General features: G+C 42.5%; 41 protein-coding genes and 6 pseudogenes. 32 read left to right on the top strand and 15 right to left on the bottom strand.

Features of this window, described 5'->3' with window-relative positions:
- Positions 1 to 124 precede the first annotated feature (124 nt).
- Positions 125 to 550: a GNAT family N-acetyltransferase gene (locus R4537_RS02710; RefSeq protein WP_001903098.1), complete on the top strand. Its 426-nt coding sequence runs from the start codon at positions 125 to 127 to the stop codon at positions 548 to 550.
- Between the two features lie 173 nt (positions 551 to 723).
- Here R4537_RS02710 and R4537_RS02705 read toward each other — a convergent pair whose 3' ends face one another.
- Complete coding sequence (locus tag R4537_RS02705; RefSeq protein ID WP_071179254.1) at positions 724 to 960, bottom strand: RNA recognition motif domain-containing protein; 237 nt, start codon at positions 958 to 960, stop codon at positions 724 to 726.
- Between the two features lie 410 nt (positions 961 to 1370).
- Here R4537_RS02705 and R4537_RS02700 point away from each other — a divergent pair.
- Positions 1371 to 1551, top strand: a pseudogene (locus tag R4537_RS02700) (DUF645 family protein).
- 174 nt (positions 1552 to 1725) lie between these two features.
- Here the strand turns inward: R4537_RS02700 and R4537_RS02695 are convergent.
- Together R4537_RS02695 and R4537_RS02690 are read right to left on the bottom strand one after the other, a co-directional pair.
- Positions 1726 to 2043 carry a CcdB family protein gene (locus R4537_RS02695; RefSeq protein ID WP_053034821.1) on the bottom strand — a complete coding sequence of 106 codons (318 nt, stop codon included), beginning with the start codon at positions 2041 to 2043 and terminating at the stop codon, positions 1726 to 1728.
- Entirely contained in the window at positions 2043 to 2288 is a 246-nt protein-coding gene (locus tag R4537_RS02690; protein WP_001260801.1) for a type II toxin-antitoxin system CcdA family antitoxin, read from the bottom strand. Before R4537_RS02690 ends, R4537_RS02695 begins: the two co-directional genes overlap by 1 nt.
- 241 nt (positions 2289 to 2529) lie before the next feature.
- On the opposite strand from R4537_RS02690, the gene R4537_RS02685 reads away from it, so the two are divergent.
- From R4537_RS02685 to R4537_RS02660, 7 genes and pseudogenes are all read left to right on the top strand, one after another.
- Positions 2530 to 2853, top strand: a complete 324-nt coding sequence (locus R4537_RS02685; RefSeq protein WP_080483555.1) for a DUF3709 domain-containing protein — start codon at positions 2530 to 2532, stop codon at positions 2851 to 2853.
- 355 nt (positions 2854 to 3208) lie between these two features.
- Positions 3209 to 3259 (top strand): annotated as a pseudogene (locus R4537_RS18675) (hypothetical protein); the annotation flags it as partial.
- On the top strand, positions 3256 to 3489 hold the full coding sequence (locus R4537_RS02680; protein WP_071179117.1) for a DUF3709 domain-containing protein: 234 nt from the start codon (positions 3256 to 3258) through the stop codon (positions 3487 to 3489). The pseudogene R4537_RS18675 and the gene R4537_RS02680, both read left to right, overlap by 4 nt.
- A 287-nt stretch (positions 3490 to 3776) precedes the next feature.
- Positions 3777 to 4058, top strand: coding sequence for a hypothetical protein (locus R4537_RS02675; protein WP_175463861.1), 282 nt, complete (start codon positions 3777 to 3779; stop codon positions 4056 to 4058).
- Positions 4059 to 4267: 209 nt separating this feature from the next.
- A complete protein-coding gene (locus tag R4537_RS02670; protein WP_019830329.1) occupies positions 4268 to 4627 on the top strand; it encodes a VOC family protein in 360 nt (119 codons plus the stop codon).
- Positions 4628 to 4857: 230 nt separating this feature from the next.
- On the top strand, positions 4858 to 5283 hold the full coding sequence (locus R4537_RS02665) for a hypothetical protein (protein WP_032473260.1): 426 nt from the start codon (positions 4858 to 4860) through the stop codon (positions 5281 to 5283).
- Between the two features lie 156 nt (positions 5284 to 5439).
- Positions 5440 to 5901: a GNAT family N-acetyltransferase gene (locus R4537_RS02660; protein WP_071179048.1), complete on the top strand. Its 462-nt coding sequence runs from the start codon at positions 5440 to 5442 to the stop codon at positions 5899 to 5901.
- 182 nt (positions 5902 to 6083) lie between these two features.
- Here the strand turns inward: R4537_RS02660 and R4537_RS02655 are convergent, their stop codons facing one another.
- The 3 genes from R4537_RS02655 to R4537_RS02645 form a co-directional block, all read right to left on the bottom strand.
- Entirely contained in the window at positions 6084 to 6320 is a 237-nt protein-coding gene (locus tag R4537_RS02655; RefSeq protein ID WP_000772130.1) for an RNA recognition motif domain-containing protein, read from the bottom strand.
- 253 nt (positions 6321 to 6573) lie between these two features.
- Positions 6574 to 6843, bottom strand: a complete 270-nt coding sequence (locus tag R4537_RS02650) for a type II toxin-antitoxin system YafQ family toxin (protein ID WP_000277238.1) — start codon at positions 6841 to 6843, stop codon at positions 6574 to 6576.
- The gene (locus R4537_RS02645; protein WP_071179049.1) at positions 6836 to 7114 is read right to left on the bottom strand and encodes a type II toxin-antitoxin system RelB/DinJ family antitoxin; all 279 of its coding nucleotides are present in this window, start codon (positions 7112 to 7114) and stop codon (positions 6836 to 6838) included. The genes R4537_RS02650 and R4537_RS02645 overlap by 8 nt, the downstream gene beginning before the upstream one ends.
- Positions 7115 to 7476: 362 nt before the next feature.
- Here R4537_RS02645 and R4537_RS02640 point away from each other — a divergent pair, with 362 nt between their 5' ends.
- The 3 genes and pseudogenes from R4537_RS02640 (at position 7477) to R4537_RS02630 (ending at position 8686) form a co-directional block, all read left to right on the top strand.
- Positions 7477 to 7647 (top strand): DUF645 family protein, encoded by a 171-nt coding sequence (locus tag R4537_RS02640; protein ID WP_000483444.1) that lies wholly within the window; start codon positions 7477 to 7479, stop codon positions 7645 to 7647.
- Positions 7648 to 7993: 346 nt separating this feature from the next.
- A pseudogene (locus tag R4537_RS02635) lies at positions 7994 to 8182 on the top strand (DUF645 family protein).
- A gap of 222 nt (positions 8183 to 8404) precedes the next feature.
- The gene (locus R4537_RS02630; protein WP_148495036.1) at positions 8405 to 8686 is read left to right on the top strand and encodes a hypothetical protein; all 282 of its coding nucleotides are present in this window, start codon (positions 8405 to 8407) and stop codon (positions 8684 to 8686) included.
- 72 nt (positions 8687 to 8758) lie between these two features.
- Here the strand turns inward: R4537_RS02630 and R4537_RS02625 are convergent, their stop codons facing one another.
- Positions 8759 to 9223: a hypothetical protein gene (locus R4537_RS02625; protein WP_069648540.1), complete on the bottom strand. Its 465-nt coding sequence runs from the start codon at positions 9221 to 9223 to the stop codon at positions 8759 to 8761.
- Positions 9224 to 9719: 496 nt separating this feature from the next.
- Here R4537_RS02625 and R4537_RS02620 point away from each other — a divergent pair, with 496 nt between their 5' ends.
- From R4537_RS02620 to R4537_RS02590, 7 genes and pseudogenes are all read left to right on the top strand, one after another.
- A complete protein-coding gene (locus tag R4537_RS02620; RefSeq protein ID WP_113610321.1) occupies positions 9720 to 9902 on the top strand; it encodes a DUF645 family protein in 183 nt (60 codons plus the stop codon).
- Between the two features lie 195 nt (positions 9903 to 10097).
- Complete coding sequence (locus R4537_RS02615) at positions 10098 to 11000, top strand: hypothetical protein (RefSeq protein WP_071179110.1); 903 nt, start codon at positions 10098 to 10100, stop codon at positions 10998 to 11000.
- A 154-nt stretch (positions 11001 to 11154) separates the two neighbouring features.
- Positions 11155 to 11589 (top strand): hypothetical protein, encoded by a 435-nt coding sequence (locus R4537_RS02610; protein WP_042989409.1) that lies wholly within the window; start codon positions 11155 to 11157, stop codon positions 11587 to 11589.
- Positions 11590 to 11875: 286 nt separating this feature from the next.
- Positions 11876 to 12064, top strand: a pseudogene (locus R4537_RS02605) (DUF645 family protein).
- A 252-nt stretch (positions 12065 to 12316) separates the two neighbouring features.
- Positions 12317 to 13030 carry a Fic family protein gene (locus R4537_RS02600; RefSeq protein WP_210942360.1) on the top strand — a complete coding sequence of 238 codons (714 nt, stop codon included), beginning with the start codon at positions 12317 to 12319 and terminating at the stop codon, positions 13028 to 13030.
- A 220-nt stretch (positions 13031 to 13250) separates the two neighbouring features.
- Positions 13251 to 13538 carry a type II toxin-antitoxin system RelE/ParE family toxin gene (locus tag R4537_RS02595; protein WP_001162670.1) on the top strand — a complete coding sequence of 96 codons (288 nt, stop codon included), beginning with the start codon at positions 13251 to 13253 and terminating at the stop codon, positions 13536 to 13538.
- A 10-nt stretch (positions 13539 to 13548) separates the two neighbouring features.
- Positions 13549 to 13866 (top strand): HigA family addiction module antitoxin, encoded by a 318-nt coding sequence (locus R4537_RS02590; protein WP_001232701.1) that lies wholly within the window; start codon positions 13549 to 13551, stop codon positions 13864 to 13866.
- A 139-nt stretch (positions 13867 to 14005) separates the two neighbouring features.
- Here the strand turns inward: R4537_RS02590 and R4537_RS02585 are convergent, their stop codons facing one another.
- Positions 14006 to 14284, bottom strand: coding sequence for a type II toxin-antitoxin system RelE/ParE family toxin (locus R4537_RS02585; protein ID WP_000578475.1), 279 nt, complete (start codon positions 14282 to 14284; stop codon positions 14006 to 14008).
- Positions 14281 to 14565 carry a type II toxin-antitoxin system RelB/DinJ family antitoxin gene (locus R4537_RS02580; protein WP_000381183.1) on the bottom strand — a complete coding sequence of 95 codons (285 nt, stop codon included), beginning with the start codon at positions 14563 to 14565 and terminating at the stop codon, positions 14281 to 14283. Before R4537_RS02580 ends, R4537_RS02585 begins: the two co-directional genes overlap by 4 nt.
- Before the next feature lie 213 nt (positions 14566 to 14778).
- Here R4537_RS02580 and R4537_RS02575 point away from each other — a divergent pair, with 213 nt between their 5' ends.
- Positions 14779 to 15378: an outer membrane beta-barrel protein gene (locus R4537_RS02575; protein WP_001898552.1), complete on the top strand. Its 600-nt coding sequence runs from the start codon at positions 14779 to 14781 to the stop codon at positions 15376 to 15378.
- A gap of 149 nt (positions 15379 to 15527) precedes the next feature.
- On the opposite strand, the gene R4537_RS02570 is transcribed toward R4537_RS02575, so the two are convergent.
- Positions 15528 to 15818, bottom strand: coding sequence for a type II toxin-antitoxin system RelE family toxin (locus tag R4537_RS02570; RefSeq protein WP_000221352.1), 291 nt, complete (start codon positions 15816 to 15818; stop codon positions 15528 to 15530).
- Positions 15808 to 16056 (bottom strand): type II toxin-antitoxin system Phd/YefM family antitoxin, encoded by a 249-nt coding sequence (locus tag R4537_RS02565; RefSeq protein ID WP_000213183.1) that lies wholly within the window; start codon positions 16054 to 16056, stop codon positions 15808 to 15810. Before R4537_RS02565 ends, R4537_RS02570 begins: the two co-directional genes overlap by 11 nt.
- A gap of 206 nt (positions 16057 to 16262) precedes the next feature.
- On the opposite strand from R4537_RS02565, the gene R4537_RS02560 reads away from it, so the two are divergent.
- Positions 16263 to 16688: a bifunctional diaminohydroxyphosphoribosylaminopyrimidine deaminase/5-amino-6-(5-phosphoribosylamino)uracil reductase RibD gene (locus R4537_RS02560; RefSeq protein WP_001287986.1), complete on the top strand. Its 426-nt coding sequence runs from the start codon at positions 16263 to 16265 to the stop codon at positions 16686 to 16688.
- Between the two features lie 237 nt (positions 16689 to 16925).
- The gene (locus R4537_RS02555; protein WP_217631775.1) at positions 16926 to 17204 is read left to right on the top strand and encodes a DUF3709 domain-containing protein; all 279 of its coding nucleotides are present in this window, start codon (positions 16926 to 16928) and stop codon (positions 17202 to 17204) included.
- Between the two features lie 266 nt (positions 17205 to 17470).
- Here the strand turns inward: R4537_RS02555 and R4537_RS02550 are convergent, their stop codons facing one another.
- Together R4537_RS02550 and R4537_RS02545 are read right to left on the bottom strand one after the other, a co-directional pair.
- Positions 17471 to 17788: a type II toxin-antitoxin system RelE/ParE family toxin gene (locus R4537_RS02550; protein ID WP_071179061.1), complete on the bottom strand. Its 318-nt coding sequence runs from the start codon at positions 17786 to 17788 to the stop codon at positions 17471 to 17473.
- Between the two features lie 18 nt (positions 17789 to 17806).
- Entirely contained in the window at positions 17807 to 18049 is a 243-nt protein-coding gene (locus R4537_RS02545) for a type II toxin-antitoxin system Phd/YefM family antitoxin (protein ID WP_071179062.1), read from the bottom strand.
- Positions 18050 to 18373: 324 nt separating this feature from the next.
- Here R4537_RS02545 and R4537_RS02540 point away from each other — a divergent pair, with 324 nt between their 5' ends.
- From R4537_RS02540 to R4537_RS02495, 9 genes and pseudogenes are all read left to right on the top strand, one after another.
- Positions 18374 to 18799 (top strand): hypothetical protein, encoded by a 426-nt coding sequence (locus tag R4537_RS02540; RefSeq protein ID WP_148494755.1) that lies wholly within the window; start codon positions 18374 to 18376, stop codon positions 18797 to 18799.
- Between the two features lie 183 nt (positions 18800 to 18982).
- Positions 18983 to 19696, top strand: a complete 714-nt coding sequence (locus R4537_RS02535) for a hypothetical protein (RefSeq protein WP_235859125.1) — start codon at positions 18983 to 18985, stop codon at positions 19694 to 19696.
- Between the two features lie 207 nt (positions 19697 to 19903).
- Complete coding sequence (locus tag R4537_RS02530) at positions 19904 to 20158, top strand: type II toxin-antitoxin system Phd/YefM family antitoxin (protein WP_001223794.1); 255 nt, start codon at positions 19904 to 19906, stop codon at positions 20156 to 20158.
- Positions 20151 to 20414 carry a Txe/YoeB family addiction module toxin gene (locus R4537_RS02525; RefSeq protein WP_000098716.1) on the top strand — a complete coding sequence of 88 codons (264 nt, stop codon included), beginning with the start codon at positions 20151 to 20153 and terminating at the stop codon, positions 20412 to 20414. Before R4537_RS02530 ends, R4537_RS02525 begins: the two co-directional genes overlap by 8 nt.
- Positions 20415 to 20681: 267 nt before the next feature.
- Positions 20682 to 20930 (top strand): DUF3709 domain-containing protein, encoded by a 249-nt coding sequence (locus tag R4537_RS02520; RefSeq protein WP_230610801.1) that lies wholly within the window; start codon positions 20682 to 20684, stop codon positions 20928 to 20930.
- 262 nt (positions 20931 to 21192) lie between these two features.
- The gene (locus tag R4537_RS02515; RefSeq protein ID WP_071179361.1) at positions 21193 to 21732 is read left to right on the top strand and encodes a hypothetical protein; all 540 of its coding nucleotides are present in this window, start codon (positions 21193 to 21195) and stop codon (positions 21730 to 21732) included.
- A 1-nt stretch (position 21733) separates the two neighbouring features.
- The gene (locus R4537_RS02510; RefSeq protein ID WP_071179362.1) at positions 21734 to 21943 is read left to right on the top strand and encodes a hypothetical protein; all 210 of its coding nucleotides are present in this window, start codon (positions 21734 to 21736) and stop codon (positions 21941 to 21943) included.
- Between the two features lie 325 nt (positions 21944 to 22268).
- A pseudogene (locus tag R4537_RS02500) lies at positions 22269 to 22421 on the top strand (DUF645 family protein).
- 196 nt (positions 22422 to 22617) lie between these two features.
- A complete protein-coding gene (locus R4537_RS02495; RefSeq protein WP_042988309.1) occupies positions 22618 to 23037 on the top strand; it encodes a GNAT family N-acetyltransferase in 420 nt (139 codons plus the stop codon).
- 291 nt (positions 23038 to 23328) lie between these two features.
- Here the strand turns inward: R4537_RS02495 and R4537_RS02490 are convergent.
- Positions 23329 to 23535, bottom strand: a pseudogene (locus R4537_RS02490) (RNA recognition motif domain-containing protein); the annotation flags it as partial.
- A 271-nt stretch (positions 23536 to 23806) separates the two neighbouring features.
- Between R4537_RS02490 and R4537_RS02485 the strand changes: the two are divergent.
- A complete protein-coding gene (locus R4537_RS02485; RefSeq protein WP_170826491.1) occupies positions 23807 to 24088 on the top strand; it encodes a hypothetical protein in 282 nt (93 codons plus the stop codon).
- A 191-nt stretch (positions 24089 to 24279) separates the two neighbouring features.
- Here the strand turns inward: R4537_RS02485 and R4537_RS02480 are convergent, their stop codons facing one another.
- Entirely contained in the window at positions 24280 to 24597 is a 318-nt protein-coding gene (locus R4537_RS02480) for a type II toxin-antitoxin system RelE/ParE family toxin (protein WP_071179061.1), read from the bottom strand.
- Positions 24598 to 24615 lie beyond the last annotated feature (18 nt).

Here is a 24615-nt window from a genome sequence, read left to right as displayed (position 1 = left end):
AGAGGGACTGTCAACGCGTAGCGTTTCCAGTCCCATTGAGCCGCGGTGGTTACGGTTGTTGTGATTGAGTTTAGTGGTCATGCGTTGCCAGCCCCTTAGGCGGGCGTTAGGTTTAAGGTTGTTCATGGAAATCAAAGAGTTTAGTGCCTGTAATCTCGAATCGTTGAGAAAGCTCTACTTGGACTCTAGACGAGATAGTTTCCCATGGCTCAAGGCGGATAGTTTTCGGATAGAAGACTTCGACCGCGATAGTCAAGGTGAACGAATTTGGTTGTCTGAGGTTTTAGGGAATGTTGCCGGCTTCATTTCCATTTGGGAGCCTGACAATTTTATTCATCATCTCTATGTCGCAACCGAATATCAGGGGCAAGGTGTGGGCTTGATGCTGCTTAACGGCGCAAAAATGAAATATGGCAACTTAAGCCTTAAGTGCATGGTTCAAAATCAAAAGGCACTCAACTTTTATTTGTCGCAAGGTTTTGAAATTGTGTCGAAAGTGGATGATGAATTGGGTGGTTATTACTACATGAGCTTCAGCGCACAAACCTAACAAACGCCTCAAGAGGGACTGTCAACGCGCGGCGTTTCCAGTCCCATTGAGCTGCGGTGGTTATGGTTGTTGTGTTTGAGTTTGGTGGTATGCGTTGCCAGCCCCTTAGGCGGGCGTTATGCAGTTTTTGGGCAATAAAAAACCAGCATTTTCAGCTGGCTTTAGAATTTGCTTTATTGAGCAGCTTTGACTCGGATCTTGCTTTTGGCAACGCTTGTCATATTCAGTGCTGCAATTGCCGTTTTTGCTTCTGAAGCCTCTGTCATTTCGACGAAAGCAAAGCCTTTCGATAGACCGGTTTCTTGATCTAAAACGAGAGTGCATTCGGTAACAGAGCCGTGTTCAGAAAACAGTTTACGAATGTCGTGCTCAGTTGTGGTACGAGCAAGGTTGCGAACTAAGAGTTTCATAGTTGTCCGTTGATGTAGAAATAACGGTGAGGATTGTCTCAACAAAGACAGTTGCCACCAAGTGATAGTTTGGTTTTACCGTAAAATAGCGGCATTTAGGGCAACCAACTGCATAACAAACGCCTCAAGAGGGACTGTCAACGCGCGGCGTTTCCAGTCCCATTGAGCCACGGTGGTGACGGTTGTTGTGTTTGAGTTTAGTGGTAATGCGTTGCCAGCCCCTTAGGCGGGCGTTAGCTTCTTAAAGGCTGGAATCATCAAAATCCAAACTCAATCGTTCTGAACAATCAGCTTTTAGCGTTCAAATTGCACAAGTTGGCTTTCGAGTTTGTCGGATTCTGACTTGGTAGAAAGTGTTGAATGCTCAGCAGTTTCAAAGTCGCTGAAACCCATCAAGTTTCGATGCTTCAATGTTGTTGGATGCTCCACACGGAAAGTTTCGTTTCACAAAGGCTGCATTGTCGCTGAAATCGCGCTTTCTTTGTCGGAAATTCGGTAAGTGGCCAACTTAACCTTGATCGCTGCGAGTTTTGGTTGCTCACTTCACAGCTTTTGGTGTTGGACGTGTGTTTGAGTAATGCTTTTGCGTAAAATGCATTTCAAGCAAATTTGTTTAAAAATCATTGGTAAACAATGGGCTACGAAGCTAACAAACGCCTCAAAGGGACTGCCAACGCGTGGCGTTTTCAGTCCCATTGAGCCGCGTGGTTACGGTTGTTGTGTTTGAGTTTAGTGGTAATGCGTTGCCAGCCCCTTAGGCGGGCGTTATATGCCAGTAATCAAAAAGTCGATAGCAGCGATAATCTCATCTCTGAAAGTGCTTAAGTCTGCGACGGGCTCAACTAAGATTTTGGTTGGTACACTTGCCATCTGTTGAGTAAGAATGACAAAGTCACCTTGTTCAATATGGATCGTTGGGCACAAATGGCTTGGTGCTTTCTTTTCTAGTAAATCAAGTGGTGTAAGTGGGATCACCAATCGAGTATTTAGCGTATTGAGCAGCTCACTTTGTACGTCAACAAAATAGGGATAAGCGGTAGACGTACTTTTGTCGAGATTTTGGTAAAGGGTAAATTGAGACATCAGAATACTCGGTATGAATCAGAAAAAAGGCCATGTTTCTCAGTAAGTTCGTTACAAGCTTCAATGGCTTCGGCATTTTGTTCTAGCCATTCAGCTTTCAATCTAGAGGAAACTTCTTTTTCTAAGGCTTTTTCCATCGTAGCGGATAGATTGATATTAAGGCGTTTAGCTTCAGCAAGTAACTCACTGTTTAAGCTAAGATTGGTAGCCTTTTTGGGGGCTTGTGTACTAAACGTGGTTCTCATGAAGTCACTCCGTGCGTATTTTAAATGCGCATTGATTATAGTGGTAAAAATGGCATATAACAAACGCCTCAAGAGGGACTGTCAACGCGTGGCGTTTCCAGTCCCAATGAGCCGCGGTGGTTACGGTTGTTGTGTTTGAGTTTAGTGGTAATGCGTTGCCAGCCCCTTAGGCGGGCGTTATGCTTAATCCATAAAATCAGTAGGTTGTGAATGTCGATTCCTTTGGCATTTCGTTCAGGTTTTGTTGGCAATTCAATATTGTTTTTCGCTGCCTAATGAAGCGGCAATGTGTCTGGCGCTGTTAATTCTGAGTTATTGCCTCATTAGGTTTTTGAGTCTGCGCGAGGTTAGTATTGTTGGCTCAAGTCGCTTTGAACAGTCTGGTGCCTTTACTTACAGGCTTAAAGTCTGTCGGCAATTGAGCATTGTTTTGCGCTGCCTAATGAAACGGCAATGTGTCTGTCGCTGTAAATTTCAGTGTCATTGCCTCATTCAGTTGTCGTGCCCATTCGTGGTGAGTTGGTTTGTCGGAGAGGGTTTCCACATTGGCCTAGTTGCTAAATGAAAGCCTGCATTGGTCAGTTCATAGGTAAAAGTTGAGCCAGTTCTAGTTCAATGAAAGTCGAAGTTTGGTGAATGATTTCAGTGGGTTATTCTTGGTTTGGTTCAAATGTAAAGTGTTGAAGCTTAAGCATAACAAACGCCTCAAGAGGGACTGTCAACGCGCGGCGTTTCCAGTCCCAATGAGCCGCGGTGGTTTCGGTTTTTGTGTTTGAGTTTAGCGTTATGCGTTGTCAGCCCCTTAGGCGGGCGTTATGCTTAAACCATAAAAATCAGTTGGTTGTGTTATCGATTTCTTTGGCATTTCGTTCAGGTTTTTTCGGCAATTCAATATTATTTGTCGCTGCCTAATGAAGCGGCAATGTGTCTGGCGCTGTAAATTCTGTGTTATTGCCTCATTGGTTTTTTGAGTCCACGCGAGGTGAGTTTTGCTCTCTCAAGTCGCTTTGAGCAGTTTGGTGCCTTTACTTATAGGCTGAAAGTCAGTCGGCAATTGAGCATTGTTTTGCGCTGCCTAATGAAACGGCAATCTGTCTGTCGCTGTAAATTTCAGTATCATTGCCTCATTGAGTTGTTGTGCTCATGCGTGGTGAATTGGTTTGTCGGAGAGGGTTTCCACATTGGCCTAGTTGCTAAATGAAAGCCTGCATTGGTCAGTTCATAGGTAAAAAATGAGCCAGTTCAAATTCAAGAAACTCGAGGTTTGGCCAATGATTTCAGTGGGTTATTATTGGTTTGATTCAAATGTAAAGTGTTGAAGCTTAAGCATAACAAACGCCTCAAGAGGGACTGTCAACGCGCGGCGTTTCCAGTCCCATTGAGCCGCAGTGGTTATGGTTGTTGTGTTTTAGTTTAGTGGTAATGCGTTGCCAGCCCCTTAGGCGGGCGTTATATTTCTTTTCAGTTCAACCATCAAAAGGGTTCATCATGAACGTGGATAAGGCGAAAAAACGCATATTGAAACGAGTACAAAGAGGTTTCAGAGGTTATCCGCAAATATCATTAGAGTATTTCGGTGAAACGACCGATTTGGCGACCGAAGTCGTCATCACTTTTGTTCCTGAAGAAAACGCCGAACCACAAATTCAGAGATTTACGAGTGACAAAGATGCCCGTGAAAATGAAGCGATTCAATCGGTATTGCTAAAAATCATTGAACGAGCAGAAGCTGCGACTGTTTTAGAGAGCCGAGAAATATCGGTTATTTAATGATTTTTGGCAATGCTCAACGTTCTATCACGTTATAGTTGAGAACGAAAATATAACAAACGCCTCAAGAGGGACTGTCAACGCGTAGCGTTTCCAGTCCCATTGAGCCGCGGTGGTTATGGTTGTTGTGTTTGAGTTTAGTAGTAATGCGTTGCCAGCCCCTTAGGCGGGCGTTATGCGCTAATTGGAAAAATTGACAGGAGTTAACAATGAACCAGCATGAAAAGCTTAATTATGTGGAGTTTGCAGCGAAAGACTTAGAGTCAACGAAAGCGTTCTTTTCAAAGGTTTTTGGCTGGAACTTTGTTGACTATGGACCTGAATATACAGCTTTCTCAAATGAAGGCTTAGACGGTGGTTTTTTCAAGGCTGAGTTTTCTAGTCGGACTGAAAATGGTGGCGCACTGTTAATTTTCTACAGTTCAGACATTGAAGCCACTTTAGAAAAAGTCGTGAAAAATGGCGGTCATATCATCCGTCCTATCTTTGAGTTTCCTGGTGGTTGTCGTTTTCATTTTACAGAGCCAAGTGGTAATGAATTTGCTGTTTGGTCTGAAGCACGCGCATAACAAACGCCTCAAGAGGGACTGTCAACGCGTGGCGTTTCCAGTCCAATTGAGCGGCGGTGGTTACGGTTGTTGTGTTTGAGTTTAGTGGTAATGCGTTGCCAGCCCCTTAGGCGGGCGTTAGCACACACATCTCATAAGCCGGAGCTTGTATCCTGTTACGGTATTTCTGTTTAATGGTCTTTTGCCTTGGTTTAGTATCGAGACGTAACCTTTATTTGAGAGGCTGAAAAATGAAAAAATCGTTAATGGTACTGACTGTAATGATTGCTTTAGTGGGTTGCGATGATGCAACTAAAGCGATTGATGAGGCTCAAGCTGCAGCGAATAAAGCCGTAGATAACTTGCAGCAAAAAGCGGACTCACTAAATTTGCAAGACCTTAATCTTGACGTTCTTGGTGATGCGACTCAAAAAGCACAAGAGTTTACTCAGTCAATAGATTCGTTGATCAATACCGACTTCACCGATCACCAAGCAGTTGTTGCCGCTACAGAGAAAATTTCTAATTCCTACAGTTGTTTAGTTGACGTTTCTTCGGAAGCAACAGCGGAAAACTTGCTAGATAAAATCGTATCATCAGTAAAGAACGATCAAGTGTTAGCAATTATCGAAAAAGGCGTGGCACAAGCTAAAACGGCGAAAGAGTGTGTTATGTAGCCAGTGTGTGCTAACAAACGCCTCAAGAGGGACTGTCAACGCGTGGCGTTTCCAGTCCCATTGAGCCGCGGTGGTTACAGTTGTTGCGTTTGATTTTAGTGGTAATGCGTTGTCAGCCCCTTAGGCGGGCGTTAGCCGACAGGAGATAGTTTTACAGTGGTCATAAGAGCGGCTACAAAGAAAGACCTAAATGTATTGTTGGGGCTTATCGAGCAAAAAGTTGAGTTTGATCGAAGGATGAAAAGTTTTCGAGGTGAGGTTACTACGTTTGTGGAAAAAATTGAACGTAGGTTGTTTTCTGAACATCCATATGCACATGTCTTATTATTGGAAGTTAATGGTAAGGCTTTGGGGTTTGCATTGTTTCGCTATAAGCGCTTATCTTTTGGCAATGAAATATCAATTTGGCTTGATGATCTTTTTGTTGTCGAAAAGCACAGGTCGAAAGGTTATGGTCGTAAACTCATGTTGGCTTTAAAAACACAAGCCAAATTATCGTCAGCGTCATACATAAGTTGGACAGTTAGTGCTAAAAATACCAAGGCTCAGGAATTCTACAAAAGCCTAGGGGCAGAGTTTAAGCAAGCAGAAGGCCAACGGCCACAATTTCGTTGGTGAATGTTCGGCTAACAAACGCTTCAAGAGGGACAGCCAACGCGTGGCATTTTAACTATGCGTTGGTTTTTGTGGTTACGGTGTTATGCAATAAGTTGGTAGAAGCGTTGTCTGCCCCTTAAGCGGGCGTTATGCAGTTTTTGGGCAATAAAAACCAGCATTTTCAGCTGGCTTTAGAAGTTGCTTTATTGAGCTGCTTTGACTCGAATCTTACTTTTGGCAACGTTTGCCATATTCAGTGCTGCAATTGCAGTTTTTGCTTCTGAAGCCTCTGGCATTTCGACGAAAGCAAAGCCTTTCGATAGACCGGTTTCTTGGTCTAAAACGAGAGTGCATTCGGTAACAGAGCCGTGTTCAGAAAAAAGTTTACGAATGTCGTGCTCAGTTGTGGTACGAGCAAGGTTGCGAACTAAGAGTTTCATAGTTGTCCGTTGATGTAGAAATAACGGTGAGGATTGTCTCAACAAAGACAGTGGCTACCAAGCGATAGTTTGGTTTTACCGTAAAATAGCAGCATTTATGGCAACCAACTGCATAACAAACGCCTCAAGAGGGACTGTCAACGCGTGGCGTTTCCAGTCCCAATGAGCTGCGGTGGTTTCGGTTGTTGTGTTTGAGTTTGGTTGTTGTGCGTTGCCAGCCCCTTAGGCGGGCGTTATGTGCACAATTGACTCATTAGAATAAATCACTATGTGAACCAATGCGCGCTAGTTGTAGTTGATCGTTAAAAACTCGATAGATTAACACTAGGTCGGGTTTAATGTGGCAGTCTCGAAATCCAACCCAATTTCCAGTTAACGGATGGTCAACATTCTTGGGTTCAAGCTTTTCGCCGCGTTGCAGCTTAGAAATAACATTGCCGACTTCAATGATGTCTGAAATCGGCATCTTAGTTATCTTTTTGAAATCTTTCTTAAACTGTGTTGAGTATTCGAGTTTATACATGCTTAACTTTGCCTTCAGTAAGCTCATTCAGCATAGCTTCAACGGATTCAGCTTTATGTCCTTTTCCTTCAACGAGCTCTTGAATTGCAGATTCAGTAACCTCATTAGGCTGTGGAACTCGCAGCTCAAAAGGGATTCCACCATGATTAATAACCGCTTTTGCAAATAACTTTATGGCCTGTGATGTACTTAGACCCATCTCATCGCAGACGTTTGTGAACGCAATTTTCGTGTCGTGGTCAATGCGCGTGCTCAGCATTTCTGTTCTCATAAATAGTACCTTTGTGCATACAATGTATTACATAGCTAGACAAAGTATATGTGCACATAACAAACGGTTCAAGAGGGACAGCCAACGCGCGGCATTTTTACTATGCGTTGGTCTTTGTGGTTTACGGTGTTATGCGTTAAGTTGTCAGTGGCGTTGGCTGCCCCTTAACCGGGCGTTAGCTTCTTAAAGGCTAAAATCATCAAAATCCAAACTTCTTGTTCTGAAAAATCAGCTTTTAGTGTTCAAATTGCACAATTTGGCATTTGAATTTTGCTAGATGCTGATTTGGTAGAAAGTGTTGGAAGTTCCGCAGTTTCAAAGCCGCTGAAAGTCAACAAGTCTCGATGCTTCAAAGTCGTTGAATGTTCAATTCGGTCAACTTGGTTTCACAAAAAGCAACATCGTCGCTGAAATCGTGCTTCTTTGTCGGAAATGCAGTAAGTGGCCAACTTAACCTTGAACGCTGCAAGTTTTGGCAGCTCACTTCACAGCTTTTGGCGTTGGACGTGTGTTTGAGTGATGCTTTTGCGTAAAATGCATTTCAAGCAAATGTGTTTAAAAAGTCATTGTTAAACAATGGGCTACGAAGCTAACAAACGCCTCAAGAGGGACTGTCAACGCGTGGCGTTTCCAGTCCCATTGAGCCGCGGTGGTGACGGTTGTTGTGTTTGAGTTTAGTGTTAATGCGTTGTCAGCCCCTTAGGCGGGCGTTAGCTTCTTAAAGGCTGGAATCATCAAAATCCAAACTCAATCGTTCTGAAAAATCAGCTTTTAGCGTTCAACTTGCACAAGTTGGCTTCCGAGTTTGTCGGATTCTGACTTGGTAGAAAGTGTTGAATGCTCAGCAGTTTCAAAGTCGCTGAAAACCATCAAGTTTCGATGCTTCAATGTTGTTGGATGCTCCACACGGAAAGTTTCGTTTCACAAAGGCTGCATTGTCGCTGAAATGGCGCTTTCTTTGTTGGAAATTCGGTAAGTGGCCAACTTAACCTTGAACGCTGCAATTTTTGGCAGCTCACTTCACAGCTTTTGGCGCTGGACGTGTGTTTACTTGATGCTTTTGCGTAAATGATGCTTTTGCGTAAAATGACTTTCAAGCAAATGTGTTTGAAAAATCATTGCTAAACAATAGGCTACGAAGCTAACAAACGCCTCAAGAGGGACTGTCAACGCGCGGCGTTTCCAGTCCCATTGAGCCGCTGTGGTTACGGTTGTTGTGTTTGAGTTTTGTGTAATGCGTTGTCAGCCCCTTAGGCGGGCGTTAGGTTGCTTCACAAAAGGGAGTACCTAATGGACGTAAATTTAGCTGAAAAATTGATTGCAGACGTACTGACCACAAAGTTTGGTTGTGAGTTTGAACCTGTTCCATCACATCGACATCTGAACTTTATAAGTGCAGATTATGACTTTTCGTTTCCTTCATGCTTATTAGATTCTATTGGTAGTAAGCCTTTGGAGCAAAAGATTGGTCATTGGCTTCAGCGGGATTTCGATTTAATCAAAGCGGGTAGTCATGTAATTTATAATGGAAATGGCGAGATTATGCCTGATTCGGTAATTGCAGAAGAATAGTTCTCATCGAAACACGGGGTAACATATGAAACCAATTGGTTTTGGTGATAGTGCTTCTCATTATCGCTAGAATCAATTCTGAGCGTGTCTATTCACTCTAGGCTTGTTGGTTATGGCATAACGTCTTGGGCTTGTCTCAGAGCCTAAATAGGCGGCTAAATTGGCAAGCCTTTGCTTTGATACTGTGTCTGTATATTTTTCTCGGTCAAATGGACGTTGTGCGACTCTAACTTGGCTGTCATAGGTGTATCGAGAGAGCACTTTGCTAAGCAAGTTCAAATCAAGTTCGGCAGAGGTGAGAATTTGAATGTATCCGACAGTGCCATATCTGAACTGATTTTTTAATCTCAACACCCAAATCATAGTGATACTTTTGAATGCAGCACTGACAGGTTTTTTAATTTCCTGCATCAAATTGTTGAACAGAAATGCATCATCAAAGTTATTAAAAAATATCGCTGTCTGATGCGTGGGCTTGATGGTTTTAATGTGATTAATCAGCTTACGCTTAGTCTTATCTTGAGATGATTCAGTCATAGTTTATACACCAATAATCATATTTCTCTATATCCTTATATTGCTTCCAGAGAATGTGAGTTTTATCGTATGTTTAATGGTGCATAAGTTATTGATTTATTGGTATTATGCAATTGTGATATTGGTCGAGTTGACGACTAAGAATTACGAAAATCGGATAGTAGTGCGGTGAAAATCACACTCAAAATGAGACATCGTAACCTAACAAAGCATTTAAGTGGGATTCACAACGCGTAGCATTTTTAGCATGCAGTAGCTATCTTGGTGAGCGTAGTTTGCATTGAGTTAGTTTGGGCGTTGTTCACCCCTTAATGCGGCGTTAGCTTCTTAAAGGCTAGAACCATCAGAATCTAAGCTCATTTGCTGTGAAAATTCAGCTTTTAGCGCTCAAATTCCATAATTTGGCTCTTGAATTTTTCTGATGTTTATTTGGTAGAAAGTGTTGAATGTTCAGCAGTTTCAAAGTCGCTGAAAACCATCAAACCTCGATGCTTCAATGTTGTTGGATGCTCCACACGGAAAGCTTGGTTTCACAAAAGGCTGCATCATCGCTGAAAGTGTGTTTTCTTGGTCGCGGACTCTTAACCGTGGTCAACTCAACCTTGATCGTTTTGAGTTTTGGCTGCTCACGTCACAGCTTTTGGTGTTGGACGTGTATTTGTCTGATGTATTTGCGTAAAATCGTTTTCAAGCAAATGTGTCTGAAAAGTCATTGTGAAACAATAGGCTACGAAGCTAACAAACGCCTCAAGAGGGACTGTCAACGCGTGGCGTTTCCAGTCCCATTGAGCCGCGGTGGTTTCAGTTGTTGCGTTTGAGTTTAGTGTTATGCGTTGCCAGCCCCTTAGGCGGGCGTTATAACTTGGAGTGATATATGAAATCGATATATGCTGAGTGTATATATACAATAATAAAAAAAAGACCTATTTCAGAGTCCGATTTCGATGCTGTTTTTCACAAAAAAGTTGGTTGTTTAGATATTGATTTGACTGTGTCTTATAGCAAAAGTTGTGTACTGGTTAAGGTTCGAGGCGCTGAATTAGAAGATAGCTTTATTGCCGAACTTGCTGCATTTAATCGTTTTGAGGGCGACAAGCTGTCAAAGGATTGCAAGGTTGCCGTATCAGAAATATTTCATCAAGCGAAGCATTTTACTCGACAAGTATTATCAATGCTTAAATACCACTTGAATCACTATGATATAGAAGAACAGCTGTTCTCAATAAAGTCAGAGTTATGGGGAGTCAATGAGAAAGAACTGCATGAACTTCCAAGCCAGTATTGCGTGTCTGTTTCCTCAAGTTCTATTTGTCCATTACGAGAAGATATTGGGCAATTAATACAGTCTGCAGTAGATAACAAGGTTGAGCCCTTATTAGCTATGAGGCACTTGCATAGAGCAAAGACAGAGTTTTCGCCTCATCACAAATGGATTGATGCCACAATAGCAGCTGAACTTGCTATAAAAGAAGCGTTATCTAAAGCTCGACCTGAACTCGAGCCGTTATTGCTTGATTTACCATCCCCCCCTTTGAGCAAACTGTATGGCAAAATTATGGCTGAATATTTTGGTGAGTCATCCCCTTATAAAAACCAGATAGACACAGGTGTTCAGATTAGGAACAAATTAGTTCACCGACACGATAGCCCTAGCATAGACACTCAGAAAGCAAATGATTATGTTAAGGATGTAGAGCGCGCTATCTTCCATCTGTTAACTTTGCTCTACCCAGATGATCAGTTAATAAAACAAACATACGCGAGAGCCAAGTTATAACAAACGCTTCAAGAGGGACAGCCAACGCATGGTATTTTTACTATGCGTTGATTTGTGTGATTACGGTGCTATGCGGAAAGTTAGTCGTAGCGTTGGCTGCCCCTTAAGCGGGCGTTATATGCTAGTGGTAGATATATAGTTTGGAGGAGTTTTCATGTCAATTACATTGGCAGCCGGGGTTACGCTAATCGACTTTTTAAATAAGTCACTTGAAACACTCAAATTAGTACAACAAGAAAACCCTAATTCGAATGAAATGCAGCTCCATTTAGCAACACTAACTAAACAGTTGTCGCTAACGATGGTTGAGGCAGCACAGTTACAGGGACTGTTGGCACAGAAAAATGAAGAGATTCGTCAGCTAAAACAAGCCTTGGAACAACAAGTTAATATTCAATATGACTCTGAAAGTGAATTGTATTGGGCTGATGGTGATAATTCACCTTACTGCCCAGTATGTTATGAGAGCGATAGTAAGTTGATTCATCTTGTTTGTACTGCATTTGTAAAAAACCAACAGGACTACCCACTTCATTTATGTAAGGTCTGTGGCAACAAATTTCATAACGGTTTGAAAGAACGCATATAACAAACGCCTCAAGAGGGACTGTCAACGCGTAGCGTTTCCAGTCCCAATGAGCCGAGGTGGTTACGGTTGTTGTGTTTGAGTTTGGTGGTAGTGCGTTGTCAGCCCCTTAGGCGGGCGTTAGCTTCTTAAAGGCTAAAATCATCAAAATCCAAACTTCTTGTTCTTAAAAATCAGCTTTTAGTGTTCAAATTGCACAATTTGGCATTTGAATTTTGCTAGATGCTGATTTGGCAGAAAGTGTTGAATGTTCAGCAGTTTCAAAGTCGCTGAAAACCATCAAACCTCGATGCTTCAATGTTGTTGGATGCTCCACACGGAAAGTTTCGTTTCACAAAGGCTGCATTGTCGCTGAAATTGCGCTTTCTTTGTCGGAAATGCAGTAAGTGGCCAACTTAACCTTGATCGCTGCAAGTTTTGGCAGCTCACTTCACAGCTTTTGGCGTTGGACGTGTGTTTGAGTGATGCTTTTGCGTAAAATGCATTTCAAGTAAATGTGTTTAAAAAGTCATTGTTAAACAATGAGCTACGAAGCTAACAAGCGCCTCAAAGGGACTGCCAACGCGTGGCGTTTCCAGTCCCATTGAGCCGCGGTGGTTACGGTTGTTGTGTTTGAGTTTAGTGGTAGTGCGTTGTCAGCCCCTTAGGCGGGCGTTAGCCGACTTCTACCACCTTGTCTGCTCACAAGTGTATACTTGGCCTAGTTTTACTTAAATTGAAGAATATCGCTATGACAGCATTTTCAGATAACACTTGGCATATGAAGCCAAATATAGCTTTGGCTAAGCAGCTTGCTAAAAGAGATGTGCCTGCTCTGGTTTATGATGCGGTGAACCTTGAAGGTGTTGCAATGACTTTGCCAGAGGTACAAACCATCCTTGATGGGATCACTGTCGGTGGTCATCGAATCAGTGATCAAAACATGGCCATGAACCAAGCTAAAGCATGGGAATTTATCTTTGCTTTAGTCGATCGTGGAGAGTTTAAATTTAATAAAGAAATAGCCTTAAAAATTCACAACATAGCCGGGCAAGAAGAGGCATTGGAGTGGGGAAAATTCCGTTCGGGTTATGTTTCTATAACGGGCTCTGAGTATGAACCTCCAGCTCCGGATGAGTTGGATGCAAAGTGGATTGAGGTTGAGCAACAAGTAGGCAATGAGGCTGATATTTACGATCAGGCGATCACTGCATTTTTACAAATGGCCCGAGCCCAATTTTTTTGGGACGTCAATAAGCGTACTGGCCGTTTTATGATGAATGGGATCCTTTTAGCTAATGGTTTTCCGATCATCAATGTTCAAGCAAAGCGTCAACAAGAGTTTAATACGCTGATGCTCGATTTTTACAGCTCCAATGATATGACAGCGATGAATAAGTTTTTGCGAAGCTGTTTGGATGAGAAAATCATCCGTAATTTCAAACTGGATCTGAAAATCGGCTAACAAACGCCTCAAGAGGGACTGTCAACGCGTGGCGTTTCCAGTCCCATTGAGCCGCGGTGGTTATGGTTGTTGTGTTTGAGTTTAGTGGTAATGCGTTGTCAGCCCCTTAGGCGGGCGTTATGTACTTTTCTAAAATCCTTCCTACAAATCAAACTTGTGCACAGTGTTATTATGCGTTAGTCTTTGTCTATGGATGCACAATGAGACAGTGCAAGTTGCAATGGCATTAGAATTTAAAGATAAGTGGTTAGAGCAGTTTTACGAGGATGATAAACGACATCGTTTAATTCCAAGTAGCATAGAGAATGCTCTATTTCGGAAGCTGGAAATCTTAGATGCAGCCCAAGCTGAATCTGACTTAAGAATTCCACCGGGTAATCGTTTTGAACATCTTGAAGGAAATCTTAAAGGTTGGTGTTCAATTCGAGTGAACAAACAGTATCGTTTGATTTTTCAGTGGGTTGATGGTGTTGCACTAAATACTTACTTAGACCCACATAAGTATTGAGGTAACGACTATGCGTAAGACAAAACGTCGTCCAGTTAGCGTTGGGGAAATGTTAAAAGTTGAATTTCTTGAACCAATGGGCATCACATCAAAAGCGCTCGCTGAAGCGATGGGCGTACACAGAAATACGGTGAGTAATTTGATTAATGGCGGTGTGTTAACAGCTCCGGTAGCAATCAAGTTAGCAGCGGCACTAGGTAATACACCAGAGTTTTGGCTTAATATTCAACATGCAGTTGATCTTTGGGACACGAGAAATCGTTATCAAGAAGAAGCAAAATTTGTAAAGCCGTTGTTTGTTTCGCTGGAACAAAGCGCACGTACATAACAAACGCCTCAAGAGGGACTGTCAACGCGCGGCGTTTCCAGTCCCATTGAGCCGCAGTGATTTCGGTTGTGGTGTTTGAGTTTTGTGTTAATGCGTTGCCAGCCCCTTAGGCGGGCGTTAGTTGCCAATCAGCAACAAATCAGTCGTTTGGAAATTTTTGTTTCTGATGTAGTACACGCATTATTCGAATTTTAGAACCATCAACCCAATACGAAACGATCATTGATATCTCAGGGATAATAAGCAATCTGCCTCTAATGCCATCACGCTGAACACCCATTAGTGGTTGCTCAAGCAAATTTTCGACTTTGGCTTCTATGACCTCGTCCGTTTTTTCAGCGGCTGCTGGGTTAAAGTCGTAGAGAAATTCGAAAATTTTCTCACGATCATTGAGAGATGCTTCTTCCCAGAAAATCATGCGTGGCCTCGATTTCGGATTTTAGCTTTACGTTCAGCCATTCGTGCTTTGGCGATGTCATGTTCAATGAATACTGCTTTTCCTGAGTCGAACTTCTCAAATGCTTGATTCACTTGTTCAGTTAGCCATGCATCGTGAGATAATGCCTTGCGTTGCTGCTCAGCTAATTGTTCAGTGAGTTCACGACAAGCATCGCTAAGAGTTCGACCTTGGCTTTCAGCCATTTGTTGAGCTAAACGTTTTGTTTCTTCGTCTACACGAAATTGAATTCTAGTATCCATGGTGAGCTCCTTTGTTGTGTGTACGAATGTTAGCACTGGTGTTGGTGTAGGGCAACTAACAAACGCCTCAAGAGGGACTGTCAACGCGTGGCGTTTCCAGTCCCAATGAGCCGCGGTGGTTATGGTTGTTGTGTTTGAGTTTAGTTGTAGGCGTTGTCAGCCCCTTAGGCGGGCGTTATGCCACCTTCAATTAACTTTTCTATAAGGAAATAAATGAAATTATCAAATTTGGCGTTTTTGAGTTGTATGGTTTTTGCGCAAAATGTGTACGCGAGTACAGAATCGAGTATCAACGAGCCAGAACGAGAGTTTTATATTGGTCTGGGGCTTTCATTTGCGAACACTATTATGTTGGAAAGTGGTGGAATATCACTTGAAGAGAATAGTGATTTTGGTAAGTCTGGTTTTGGGCTTTCTGCTGGATATGAATTTACGACTCACAAACAGGTTAGCATTGACGTAGAGGCTGAATATCGTCAGCTTGGTAAAGTGAATTATTCAAATATTCTAGATGTTTCGGGTAGTGGGGTGTTTGTTAACGTTAAACCGAAGCTATTTGTGAACTATGAATTTGGTGATGTTTATCTTGCTCCATTTGGTGGTGTTGGTTTAGTGAAAGTCGATGCCAAATCTCCCATAAATAATATTGCAGAGTCTGAAACCGAGTTAGGTTATCAATTGGGCATAGAGCTTGGTTTTAAAGTGAACAGGTCGATGGACATCATGATTGGCTATCGCTCAGCTCAGGTCGAAGTTGACAGCGTAACTACCAGTTTTGGCAATGGTTATCTTGGTGGTAGATATTACTTCTAAGTACGGAGTGGCGGTGGCATAACAAACGCCTCAAGAGGGACTGTCAACGCGCGGCGTTTCCAGTCCCATTGAGCCGCGGTGGTTTCGGTTGTTGTGTTTGAGTTTAGTGGTAATGCGTTGCCAGCCCCTTAGGCGGGCGTTAAACTGCATCAGTCGTCTAGCCGTTGCAGCGCTTTAGTGTAAACTTCGCTGCGTTCTCGTTTACCGACAGCTAAAACAGTAACTACGATGATGTCATTTTCAACTTGATAGACTAAGCGATAACCAGACTGCCGAAGTTTTATTTTATAAATGTTCTCAGCGCCAGACAGTTTGGCTGATGGAACATGTGGATTTTCAAGGCGTTCTATTAGTTTCTTCTTGAACTGCTGTTGGAGTGGTACGGCTAACTTTTTCCATTCCTTCAAAGCACTCTTTTTGAACTCAAGCTTATAGGTCATCGATATTTACCGATACGCTGTCTTCACTTAAGCGTTCTTTGGCAATAGCCAGTAGCTCAAGATCTTCAAGCTTATCCATCATGATCTCATAGGTGCTTGCAGGGACGCAGTAGAAAGCCGGCTCATTTCGGTTGAGTACAGCAACAGGAGCACCGAAGGCGCTAGTTGCAACTTTCATTGGGTTTGCTTTAAATTCGGTAATGCTTGCTGCAACATCAGCTAGGATTCTAGTGGTCATTTAATCGGTCCTTTATGTGGTCTTTAATTGGGTCATTATAGTCTTGAAAATGCAGTTTAACAAACGCCTCAAGAGGGACTGTCAACGCGTGGCGTTTCCAGTCCCATTGAGCCGCGGTGGTTGCAGTTGTTGTGTTTGAGTTTAGTGGTATGCGTTGCCAGCCCCTTAGGCGGGCGTTATATGCCTGAAATGGGAACTCCAAAATAATGTCAGAAGAACATATGCTTAGAGCTTTGGAAGTTTCTAAGTTTGCTTTACCAAATTGCCTACCTAATCCACCAGTTGGTTGTGTGTTAGTTAAAGGCGGCAGTATTGTAGCCGAGGGCTTCACTCAAAAAATTGGCGGTAACCATGCAGAGGTGCAAGCACTTGAAGCATACTCAGGCGATATGGACAGTGTGACAGCCTATGTAACACTAGAGCCCTGTTCATTTATTGGTAGAACACCTGCTTGTGCAGCAACTCTCGTAAAGTCAGGTATTAAACATGTTGTAGTTTCAATACTTGATCCAGATCTACGCAATAGTGGACGCGGGATTCAAATTCTTGAGCAAGCCGGCATACAAGTAGATATTGGGTTATGTAGCAGTCAGGTTAGCGCTTTTTTAGATCCATATCTGGGAAAGTCGTAGCGGCATATAACAAACGCCTCAAGAGGGACTGTCAACGCGTGGCGTTTCCAGTCCCATTGAGCCGCGGTGGTTGCAGTTGCTGTGTTTAAGTTTAGTGGTAATGCGTTGTCAGCCCCTTAGGCGGGCGTTATGCTTAATCCATAAAAATCAGCAGGTTGTGATTGTCGATTCCTTTGGCATTTCGTTCAGGTTTTGTCGGCAATTCAATATTGTTTTTCGCTGCCTAATGAAGTGGCAATGTATCTGGCGCTGAAAAATCGCAGTGATTGCCTCATTGTGTTGTTGAGTCTGCGTGAGGTTAGTATTGTTGGCTCAAGTCGCTTTGAGCAGTTTGGTGCCTTTACTTACAGGCTTAAAGTCTGTCGGCAATTGAGCATTGTTTTGCGCTGCCTAATGAAACGGCAATGTGTCTGTCGCTGTAAATTTCAGTGTCATTGCCTCATTCAGTTGTCGTGCCCATTCGTGGTGAGTTGGTTTGTCGGAGAGGGTTTCCACATTGGCCTAGTTGCTAAATGAAAGCCTGCATTGGTCAGTTCATAGGTAAAAGTTGAGCCAGTTCTAGTTCAAGAGAATTCGAAGTTTGGTCAATGATTTCAGTGGGTTATTCTTGAGTTGGTTCAAATGTAAAGTGTTGAAGCTTAAGCATAACAAACGCCTCAAGAGGGACTGTCAACGCGCGGCGTTTCCAGTCCCAATGAGCCGCGGTGGTTACGGTTGTTGTGTTTGAGTTTAGTGTTATGCGTTGTCAGCCCCTTAGGCGGGCGTTAGTTTGCAATCGGAGACTAAGAAACAAAGCGTGACTGTTTGAGATGCTTTTGGGGCAGCTGTGATTGCCCTAATACTGCAACAATGAGAATGAAGTCTGCTTCTTTGGTGTAATAAGCCATGTGTTTCCCAACTGGAAAGTAAAAACCATTTTGGTAAATATCTTCACAGCTTTTTCCTAGTCCTGGGTTATCCGCTAGAGTTTGGAAACCTGAAAGCAAGGTCGACTTATATTTTTGCCACTGCGCTTCAGCGAAATTTTCAATGGTGTAGTGTTTAATTTTGAGTAAGTGCTCTTGGGCTAATTGGCTGAGATTATATTGTTTACTTTGCATATCGAGGTAAACGCTCCATCAAAGGGTGTTTAGAAAAGCGGCACCATCAACGGTTTCACCATTATCTAAGTCTTTCTGAGCAGACTCAAAGCAGTGTTTGAGATAATCGAGTTTCATGGCTTCAAGTTCTTCAAAATCCTTAATGGACATGACAACGACAGTATTTTTACTGTTTTTGCTGATGATGACAGGTTCGCGCTGTGCGCTTAGAAGAAGTTCACCAAAATTTCGTTTAGCATCATTTGCTGTTAGTGTGTGCATAGCTAGGCTCCTCACTCAAAGTTTGAAAGAGTATAGCTCATGGTGCGAAGTGTTTAAAATGATTAAATCGCATGATTTGGGTGAAAGCAAACTAACAAACGCCTCAAGAGGGACTGTCAACGCGTGGCGTTTCCAGTCCCATTGAGCCGCGGTGGCTACGGTTGTTGTGTTTGAGTTTTGTGGTAATGCGTTGTCAGCCCCTTAGGCGGGCGTTAGCACACACATCTCATAAGCCGGAGCTTGTATTCTGTTACGGTATTTCTGTTCAATGGCTTTTTGCCTTGGTTTAGTATCGAGACGTAACCTTTATTTGAGAGGCTGAAAATGAAAAAATCGTTAATGGTACTGACTGTTATGACTGCTTTAGTGGGTTGCGATGATGCAACTAAAGCGATTGATGAAGCTCAAGCAGCAGCAAATAAAGCTGTAGATAGCTTGCAGCAGAAAGCGGACTCACTAAATTTGCAAGATCTTAATCTTGACGTTCTTGGTGATGCGACTCAAAAAGCACAAGAGTTTACTCAATCAATAGATTCGTTGATTAAGACCGATTTCAACGATCACCAAGCAGTTGTTGCCGCTACAGAGAAAATTTCTAATTCCTACAGTTGCTTAGTTGACGTTTCTTCGGAAGCAACAGCGGAGAACTTGCTAGATAAAATCGTATCATCAGTAAAGAACGATCAAGTGTTAGCAATTATCGAAAAAGGTGTGGCACAAGCTAAAACGGCGAAAGAGTGCGTTATGTAACCAGTGTGTGCTAACAAACGCCTCAAAGGGACTGCCAACGCGTGGCGTTTCTAGTCCCATTGAGCCGCAGTGGTGATGGTTGTTGTGTTTAAGTTTTGTGGTAATGCGTTGTCAGCCCCTTAGGCGGGCGTTATATTTTTGTTCAGCCTTCGGTGTTATATATGAGGTAAATTGGTGAGAAAAATGATTCTCCGTTTATTCCTTGATTCAAGTAGAGGAATGCAGAATGTTTACATAGGTTTAATTTTACTCTTTTTAAGCTTGCTTAGAATAACGTTGGAAATATATCCAACAGTTGTAGTAATTGACGATAGAAATGCTTTCCCATTATGGGAATATTTTACAGGAAATTTATTGCCAGAGCTGTCTGGCATGGTGATCGAAGTTCTACTATTTCTATTTGTAATCGATGTCATAAGGGAAGTTGAGCGAAGTCGTATAGAAAAAGAACAAAAGCGTCTGGATTTCCAAAGAAAAGTTGAAATTGAACACCGTTTAAGGCATCAGCTAAGAATTTTAATTCGCCGAATTTTTGAGGATGTTGAAATTGAGCATGATGAAACTTGTGCTGAATTTAAGTTTCATGCGGATAAATATATAGAAAATCAAAGATTATTTGACTTGCTTGGCGCTAAAATTGCCGAAGAAAGTGTTGATAGCCACTTTTACGAAGAAGCAAAAAAGTTGGCTGGTTTTGAATTGGATTTATTAATGGCCGTAACTCAACTGTGTACGGAACTAAGCTATGATCATATGAAAACATGGATGAATATATTGTTTTTTCTGAAAAGAATCTCGATTGGTCAAAATATAGATGAAAGCACGGTTTATTTAGTGAAGAATATTTCTGCCTTTGAAAAACATAGCCATAAACAGGGGTATGATCAAAAAATATAACAAACGGTTCAAGAGGGACAACCAACGCGTGGCATTTTTATTGTGCGTTGGTTTTTGTGATTACGGTGTTATGCGGTAAGTTGGTAGTAGCGTTGGTTGCCCCTTAACCGGGCGTTAGCTGCCTACTGGCGAATATGTTCCTTTAGCTGTACAAGTTGATTTCTAAATACTATAATTGTTCCGTAAACAGTACATGTGGGAGGTTCTATGAGAATCGTTTCTTTTACAGAAGCTAGGAATAGTTTAAAAGCAGTCTTGGATGCCGTTGTGAATGATGCGGATACAACCGTCATCACTCGACGTGATTCAGAAGATGCCGTGGTTATGTCGCTGGATTATTACAATAGTCTAATGGAAACCGTACATTTGCTTCGCTCTCCAGCGAACGCTGAACATCTAAACCGTTCCATTGCCCAGTTCAAAGCGGGAAAAGTTACCCAAAGAGATCTGATTGATGAGTAGTCGTTTACTGTCATGGACAGATGAGTCCTGGGATGACTACTTGTACTGGCAAACACAAGACAAAAAAACACTCAAGCGGATCAATAAAATCATCAATGATGTTAAGCGTTCACCGTTTGAAGGCATTGGTAAACCAGAGCCTCTAAAGGAAAATCTATCTGGTTTTTGGTCTCGACGGATCGATGATACAAATAGACTGGTTTATGCTGTTGATGATAATGCAATAACGGTTATTTCGTGTCGCTACCATTATTGAACCAACTGACTAAAGGCAGCTAACAAACGCCTCAAGAGGGACTGTCAACGCGCGGCGTTTTCAGTCCCATTGATCCGTGGTGGTTTCGGTTGTTGTGTTTTAGTTTAGTGTTATGCGTTGTCAGCCCCTTAGGCGGGCGTTATGCTTAATCCATAAAAATCAGCAGGTTGTAATTGTCGATTTCTTTGGCATTTCGTTCAGGTTTTGTCGGCAATTCAATATTGTTTTTCGCTGCCTAATGAAACAGCAATGTATCTGACGCTGTAAATTCTGAGTGATTGCCTCATTGGGTTGTTGAGTCTGCGCGGGGTTAGTATTGTTGGCTCAAGTCGCTTTGAGCAGTTTGGTGCCTTTACTTACAGGCTTAAAGTCTGTCGGCAATTGAACATTGTTTTTCGCTGCCTAATGAAACGGCAATGTGTCTGTCGCTGTAAATTTCAGTGTTATTGCCTCATTGAGTTGTTGTGCCAATGTGTGGTGAGTGGGTTTGTCGGAGAGGGTTTCAACATTAGCTGAGTTGATAGATGAAACTCTGCTTTGGTCAGTTCATAGGTAAAATTTGAGTCAGTTCTAACTCAAGAAAATTTGAAGTTTGGTCAATATTTTCAGTGGTTTACTTTTGAGTTGGCTCAAATGTAAAGTGTTGAAGCTTAAGCATAACAAACGCCTCAAGAGGGACTGTCAACGCGCGGCGTTTCCAGTCCCATTGCGCCGTGGTGGTTACGGTTGTTGTGTTTGAGTTTAGTGTTATGCGTTGTCAGCCCCTTAGGCGGGCGTTATGTTTACAGGAGGTAACTTGAAACAGGATCATCCCGTTTGGGAAGTTTATGATTTGCTAAGAACAGCAAAGTTGAATGAAAAATATTTTGGATACAGGCTCCAAAAATATGTGCGAATTAACAATTTCATGGAATTCACAATCGCTGCAACGGCCTCGACATCTGCTATAGCTAGTTTGACTTTATGGCATGAGGGCTTTGCTGGCTATTTTTGGCAATCATTTTTGGTTATCTCCGCAGTTATATCTGTTGCGAAACCAATCCTAGGTATTACCAAAAGAGTGCGTCTATATGAAGAGGTTCTCAGTGAATATCGAGCTTTGTCATATGAATTGATACGACTAAAAGTCGGTGTCAGTACTGCTAGAGAATACAATGAAACTCACAAAGACAAGTTCCATGAGATTATGGAAAAACATGCGACTCTAGTCTGTAAATCTCCTGAGAATACCGAAAATAAAACTGTAAAAACAAAGTGTGTTGATGAGGTTCTCAAAGCTTATCCACCTGAAAATTTCTTTGTTCCCCAAGGTATCTGAAATGGCAAAAAAAGAAAGTAACAATGTAGATAAAGGCTCCTCAAAGGGTAGCGATAAAGACGGTGCTTGGCGTGGTGAAGCATCTCGTGGTGATTCAGACAAAGGTCACTGGCGGGGCAGCCCAAGTGGTAGAGAGCGCAGTCAGGGTAAAGGCTCTAATGATAAACCTATGATACACGTTGAGCCTGATAATCCATGGCCAAGAAAGTAAACATAACAAAGCATTTAAGAGGGACAGCCAACGCGTGGCATTTTTAGTATGCGTTGGTTCTTGTGGGTACAGTGTTATGCGGAAGCTCGGTAGTCGCGTTGGCTGCCCCTTAATGCGGCGTTAGCTTCTTAAAGGCTGGAATCATCAAAATCCAAACTCAATCGTTCTGAAAAATCAGCTTTTAGCGTTCAAGTTGCACAAGTTGGCTTTCGAGTTTGTCGGATTCTGACTTGGTAGAAAGTGTTGAATGCTCAGCAGTTTCAAAGTCGCTGAAAACCATCAAGCCTCGATGCTTCAAGGTTGTTGGATGTTCCACAAGGCAAGTTTGGTTTCACAAAAAGCAGCATCGTCGCTGAAATCGCGCTTTCTTTGTCGGAAATGCGGTAAGTGGCCAACTTAACCTTGAACGCTGCAAGTTTTGGCAGCTCACTTCACAGCTTTTGGCGTTGGACGTGTGTTGAGTGATGCTTTTGCGTAAAATGCATTTCAAGCAAATGTGTTTAAAAAATCATTGGTAAACAATGGGCTACGAAGCTAACAAACGCCTCAAGAGGGACTGTCAACGCGTAGCGTTTCCAGTCCCATTGAGCCGCGGTGGTTTCGGTTGTCGTGATTGAGTTTTGTGTTATGCGTTGTCAGCCCCTTAGGCGGGCGTTAGCCGTCATCGAGGAAATATGAAAGTTCATCTATTGAAAGATAGCACTGACTTGAGGTCAGTTGCAGAAGTACTACTGACACTTCGTCCAGATTTTGATTTGGAATCTCTGTCTGCACAAATACTTAAACAGCAGTCGAATGGCTATAAAGTTGCGTATGTAAAATCAGGTGATGCTGTATTGGGTGTTGCTGGATTTTGTATTTGTGAAAAGTTGGCCTGGGGCAAACATATCTATATTGATGACTTGGTTACAAATTCAGAAGTTCGTTCAAAAGGTGTCGGCAAACTGCTCATAGATTGGTTTAAAAGTTATGCAATAGAAGAAGGCTGTGGCCAAATTCATCTTGATTCCGGTGTACAGCGTTTTTTAGCGCACAAATTTTACCTTCGAGAAGGATTTATTATTGGTTGCCATCATTTTTCTTTGGTTGTGTAAAAAAAACGGCTAACAAACGCCTCAAGAGGGACTGTCAACGCGTAGCGTTTCCAGTCCCATTGAGCCGCGGTGGTTTCGGTTGTTGTGTTTGAGTTTAGTGGTCATGCGTTGCCAGCCCCTTAGGCGGGCGTTAAGTGCCTAAAGTTTTCTCGATAAAAATAAGGTTGTTATGAAAGCATTATTGTTAGGAGCAGGGGCTTCATACGAGCTTGGTCTTCCATTAGTTTGGGAGTTAACTGCAGAAGTGAAAAATTGGCTTACCCCAGAAAAGATGGATTGGTTAAATGCTCTTTTGGCAACGTTTGCCATATTCAGTGCTGCAATTGCCGTTTTTGCTTCTGAAGCCTCTGGCATTTCGACGAAAGCAAAGCCTTTCGATAGACCAGTTTCTTGGTCTAAAATGAGAGTGCATTCGGTCACAGAGCCGTGTTCAGAAAACAGTTTACGAATGTCGTGCTCAGTTGTGGTGCGAGCAAGGTTGCGAACTAAGAGTTTCATAGTTGTCCGTTGATGTAGAAATAACGGTGAGGATTGTCTCAACAAAGACAGTTGCCACCAAGCGATAGTTTGGTTTTACCGTAAAATAGCAGCATTTATGTAAACCAACTGCATAACAAACGCCTCAAGAGGGACTGTCAACGCGTGGCGTTTCCAGTCCCATTGAGCCGCGGTGGTTACGGTTGTTGTGTTTGAGTTTTGTGGTGTGCGTTGTCAGCCCCTTAGGCGGGCGTTATATTTCTTTTCAGTTCAACCATCAAAAGGATTCATCATGAACGTGGATAAAGCGAAAAAACGCATATTGAAACGAGTACAAAGAGGTTTCAGAGGTTATCCGCAAATATCATTAGAGTATTTCGGTGAAACGACCGATTTGGCGACCGAAGTAGTCATCACTTTCGTTCCTGAAGAAAACGCTGAACCACAAATTCAGAGATTTACGAGTGACAAAGATGCCCGTGAAGATGAAGCGATTCAATCGGTATTGTTGAAAATTATTGAGCGAGCAGAAGCTGCGACTGTTTTAGAGAGCCGAGAAATATCGGTTATTTAATGATTTTTGGCAATGCTCAACGTTCTATCACGTTAGAGTTGAGAACGAAAATATAACAAACGCCTCAAGAGGGACTGTCAACGCGTGGCGTTTCCAGTCCCATTGAGCCGCGGTGGTTTCGGTTGTTGTGTTTGACTTTAGTGGTAATGCGTTGTCAGCCCCTTAGGCGGGCGTTAGTTTGCAATCGGAGACTAAGAAACAAAGCGTGACTGTTTGAGATGCTTTTGGGGCAGCTGTGATTGCCCTAATACTGCAACAATGAGAATGAAGTCTGCTTCTTTGGTGTAATAAGCCATGTGTTTCCCAACTGGAAAGTAAAAACCATTTTGGTAAATATCTTCACAGCTTTTTCCTAGTCCTGGGTTATCCGCTAGAGTTTGGAAACCTGAAAGCAAGGTCGACTTATATTTTTGCCACTGCGCTTCAGCGAAATTTTCAATGGTGTAGTGTTTAATTTTGAGTAAGTGCTCTTGGGCTAATTGGCTGAGATTATATTGTTTACTTTGCATATCGAGGTAAACGCTCCA

The sequence above is a fragment of the Vibrio paracholerae genome, from assembly GCF_037672085.1.
Lineage (GTDB): Bacteria > Pseudomonadota > Gammaproteobacteria > Enterobacterales > Vibrionaceae > Vibrio > Vibrio cholerae.
This window is presented reverse-complemented; position numbering and strand designations above follow the sequence as displayed.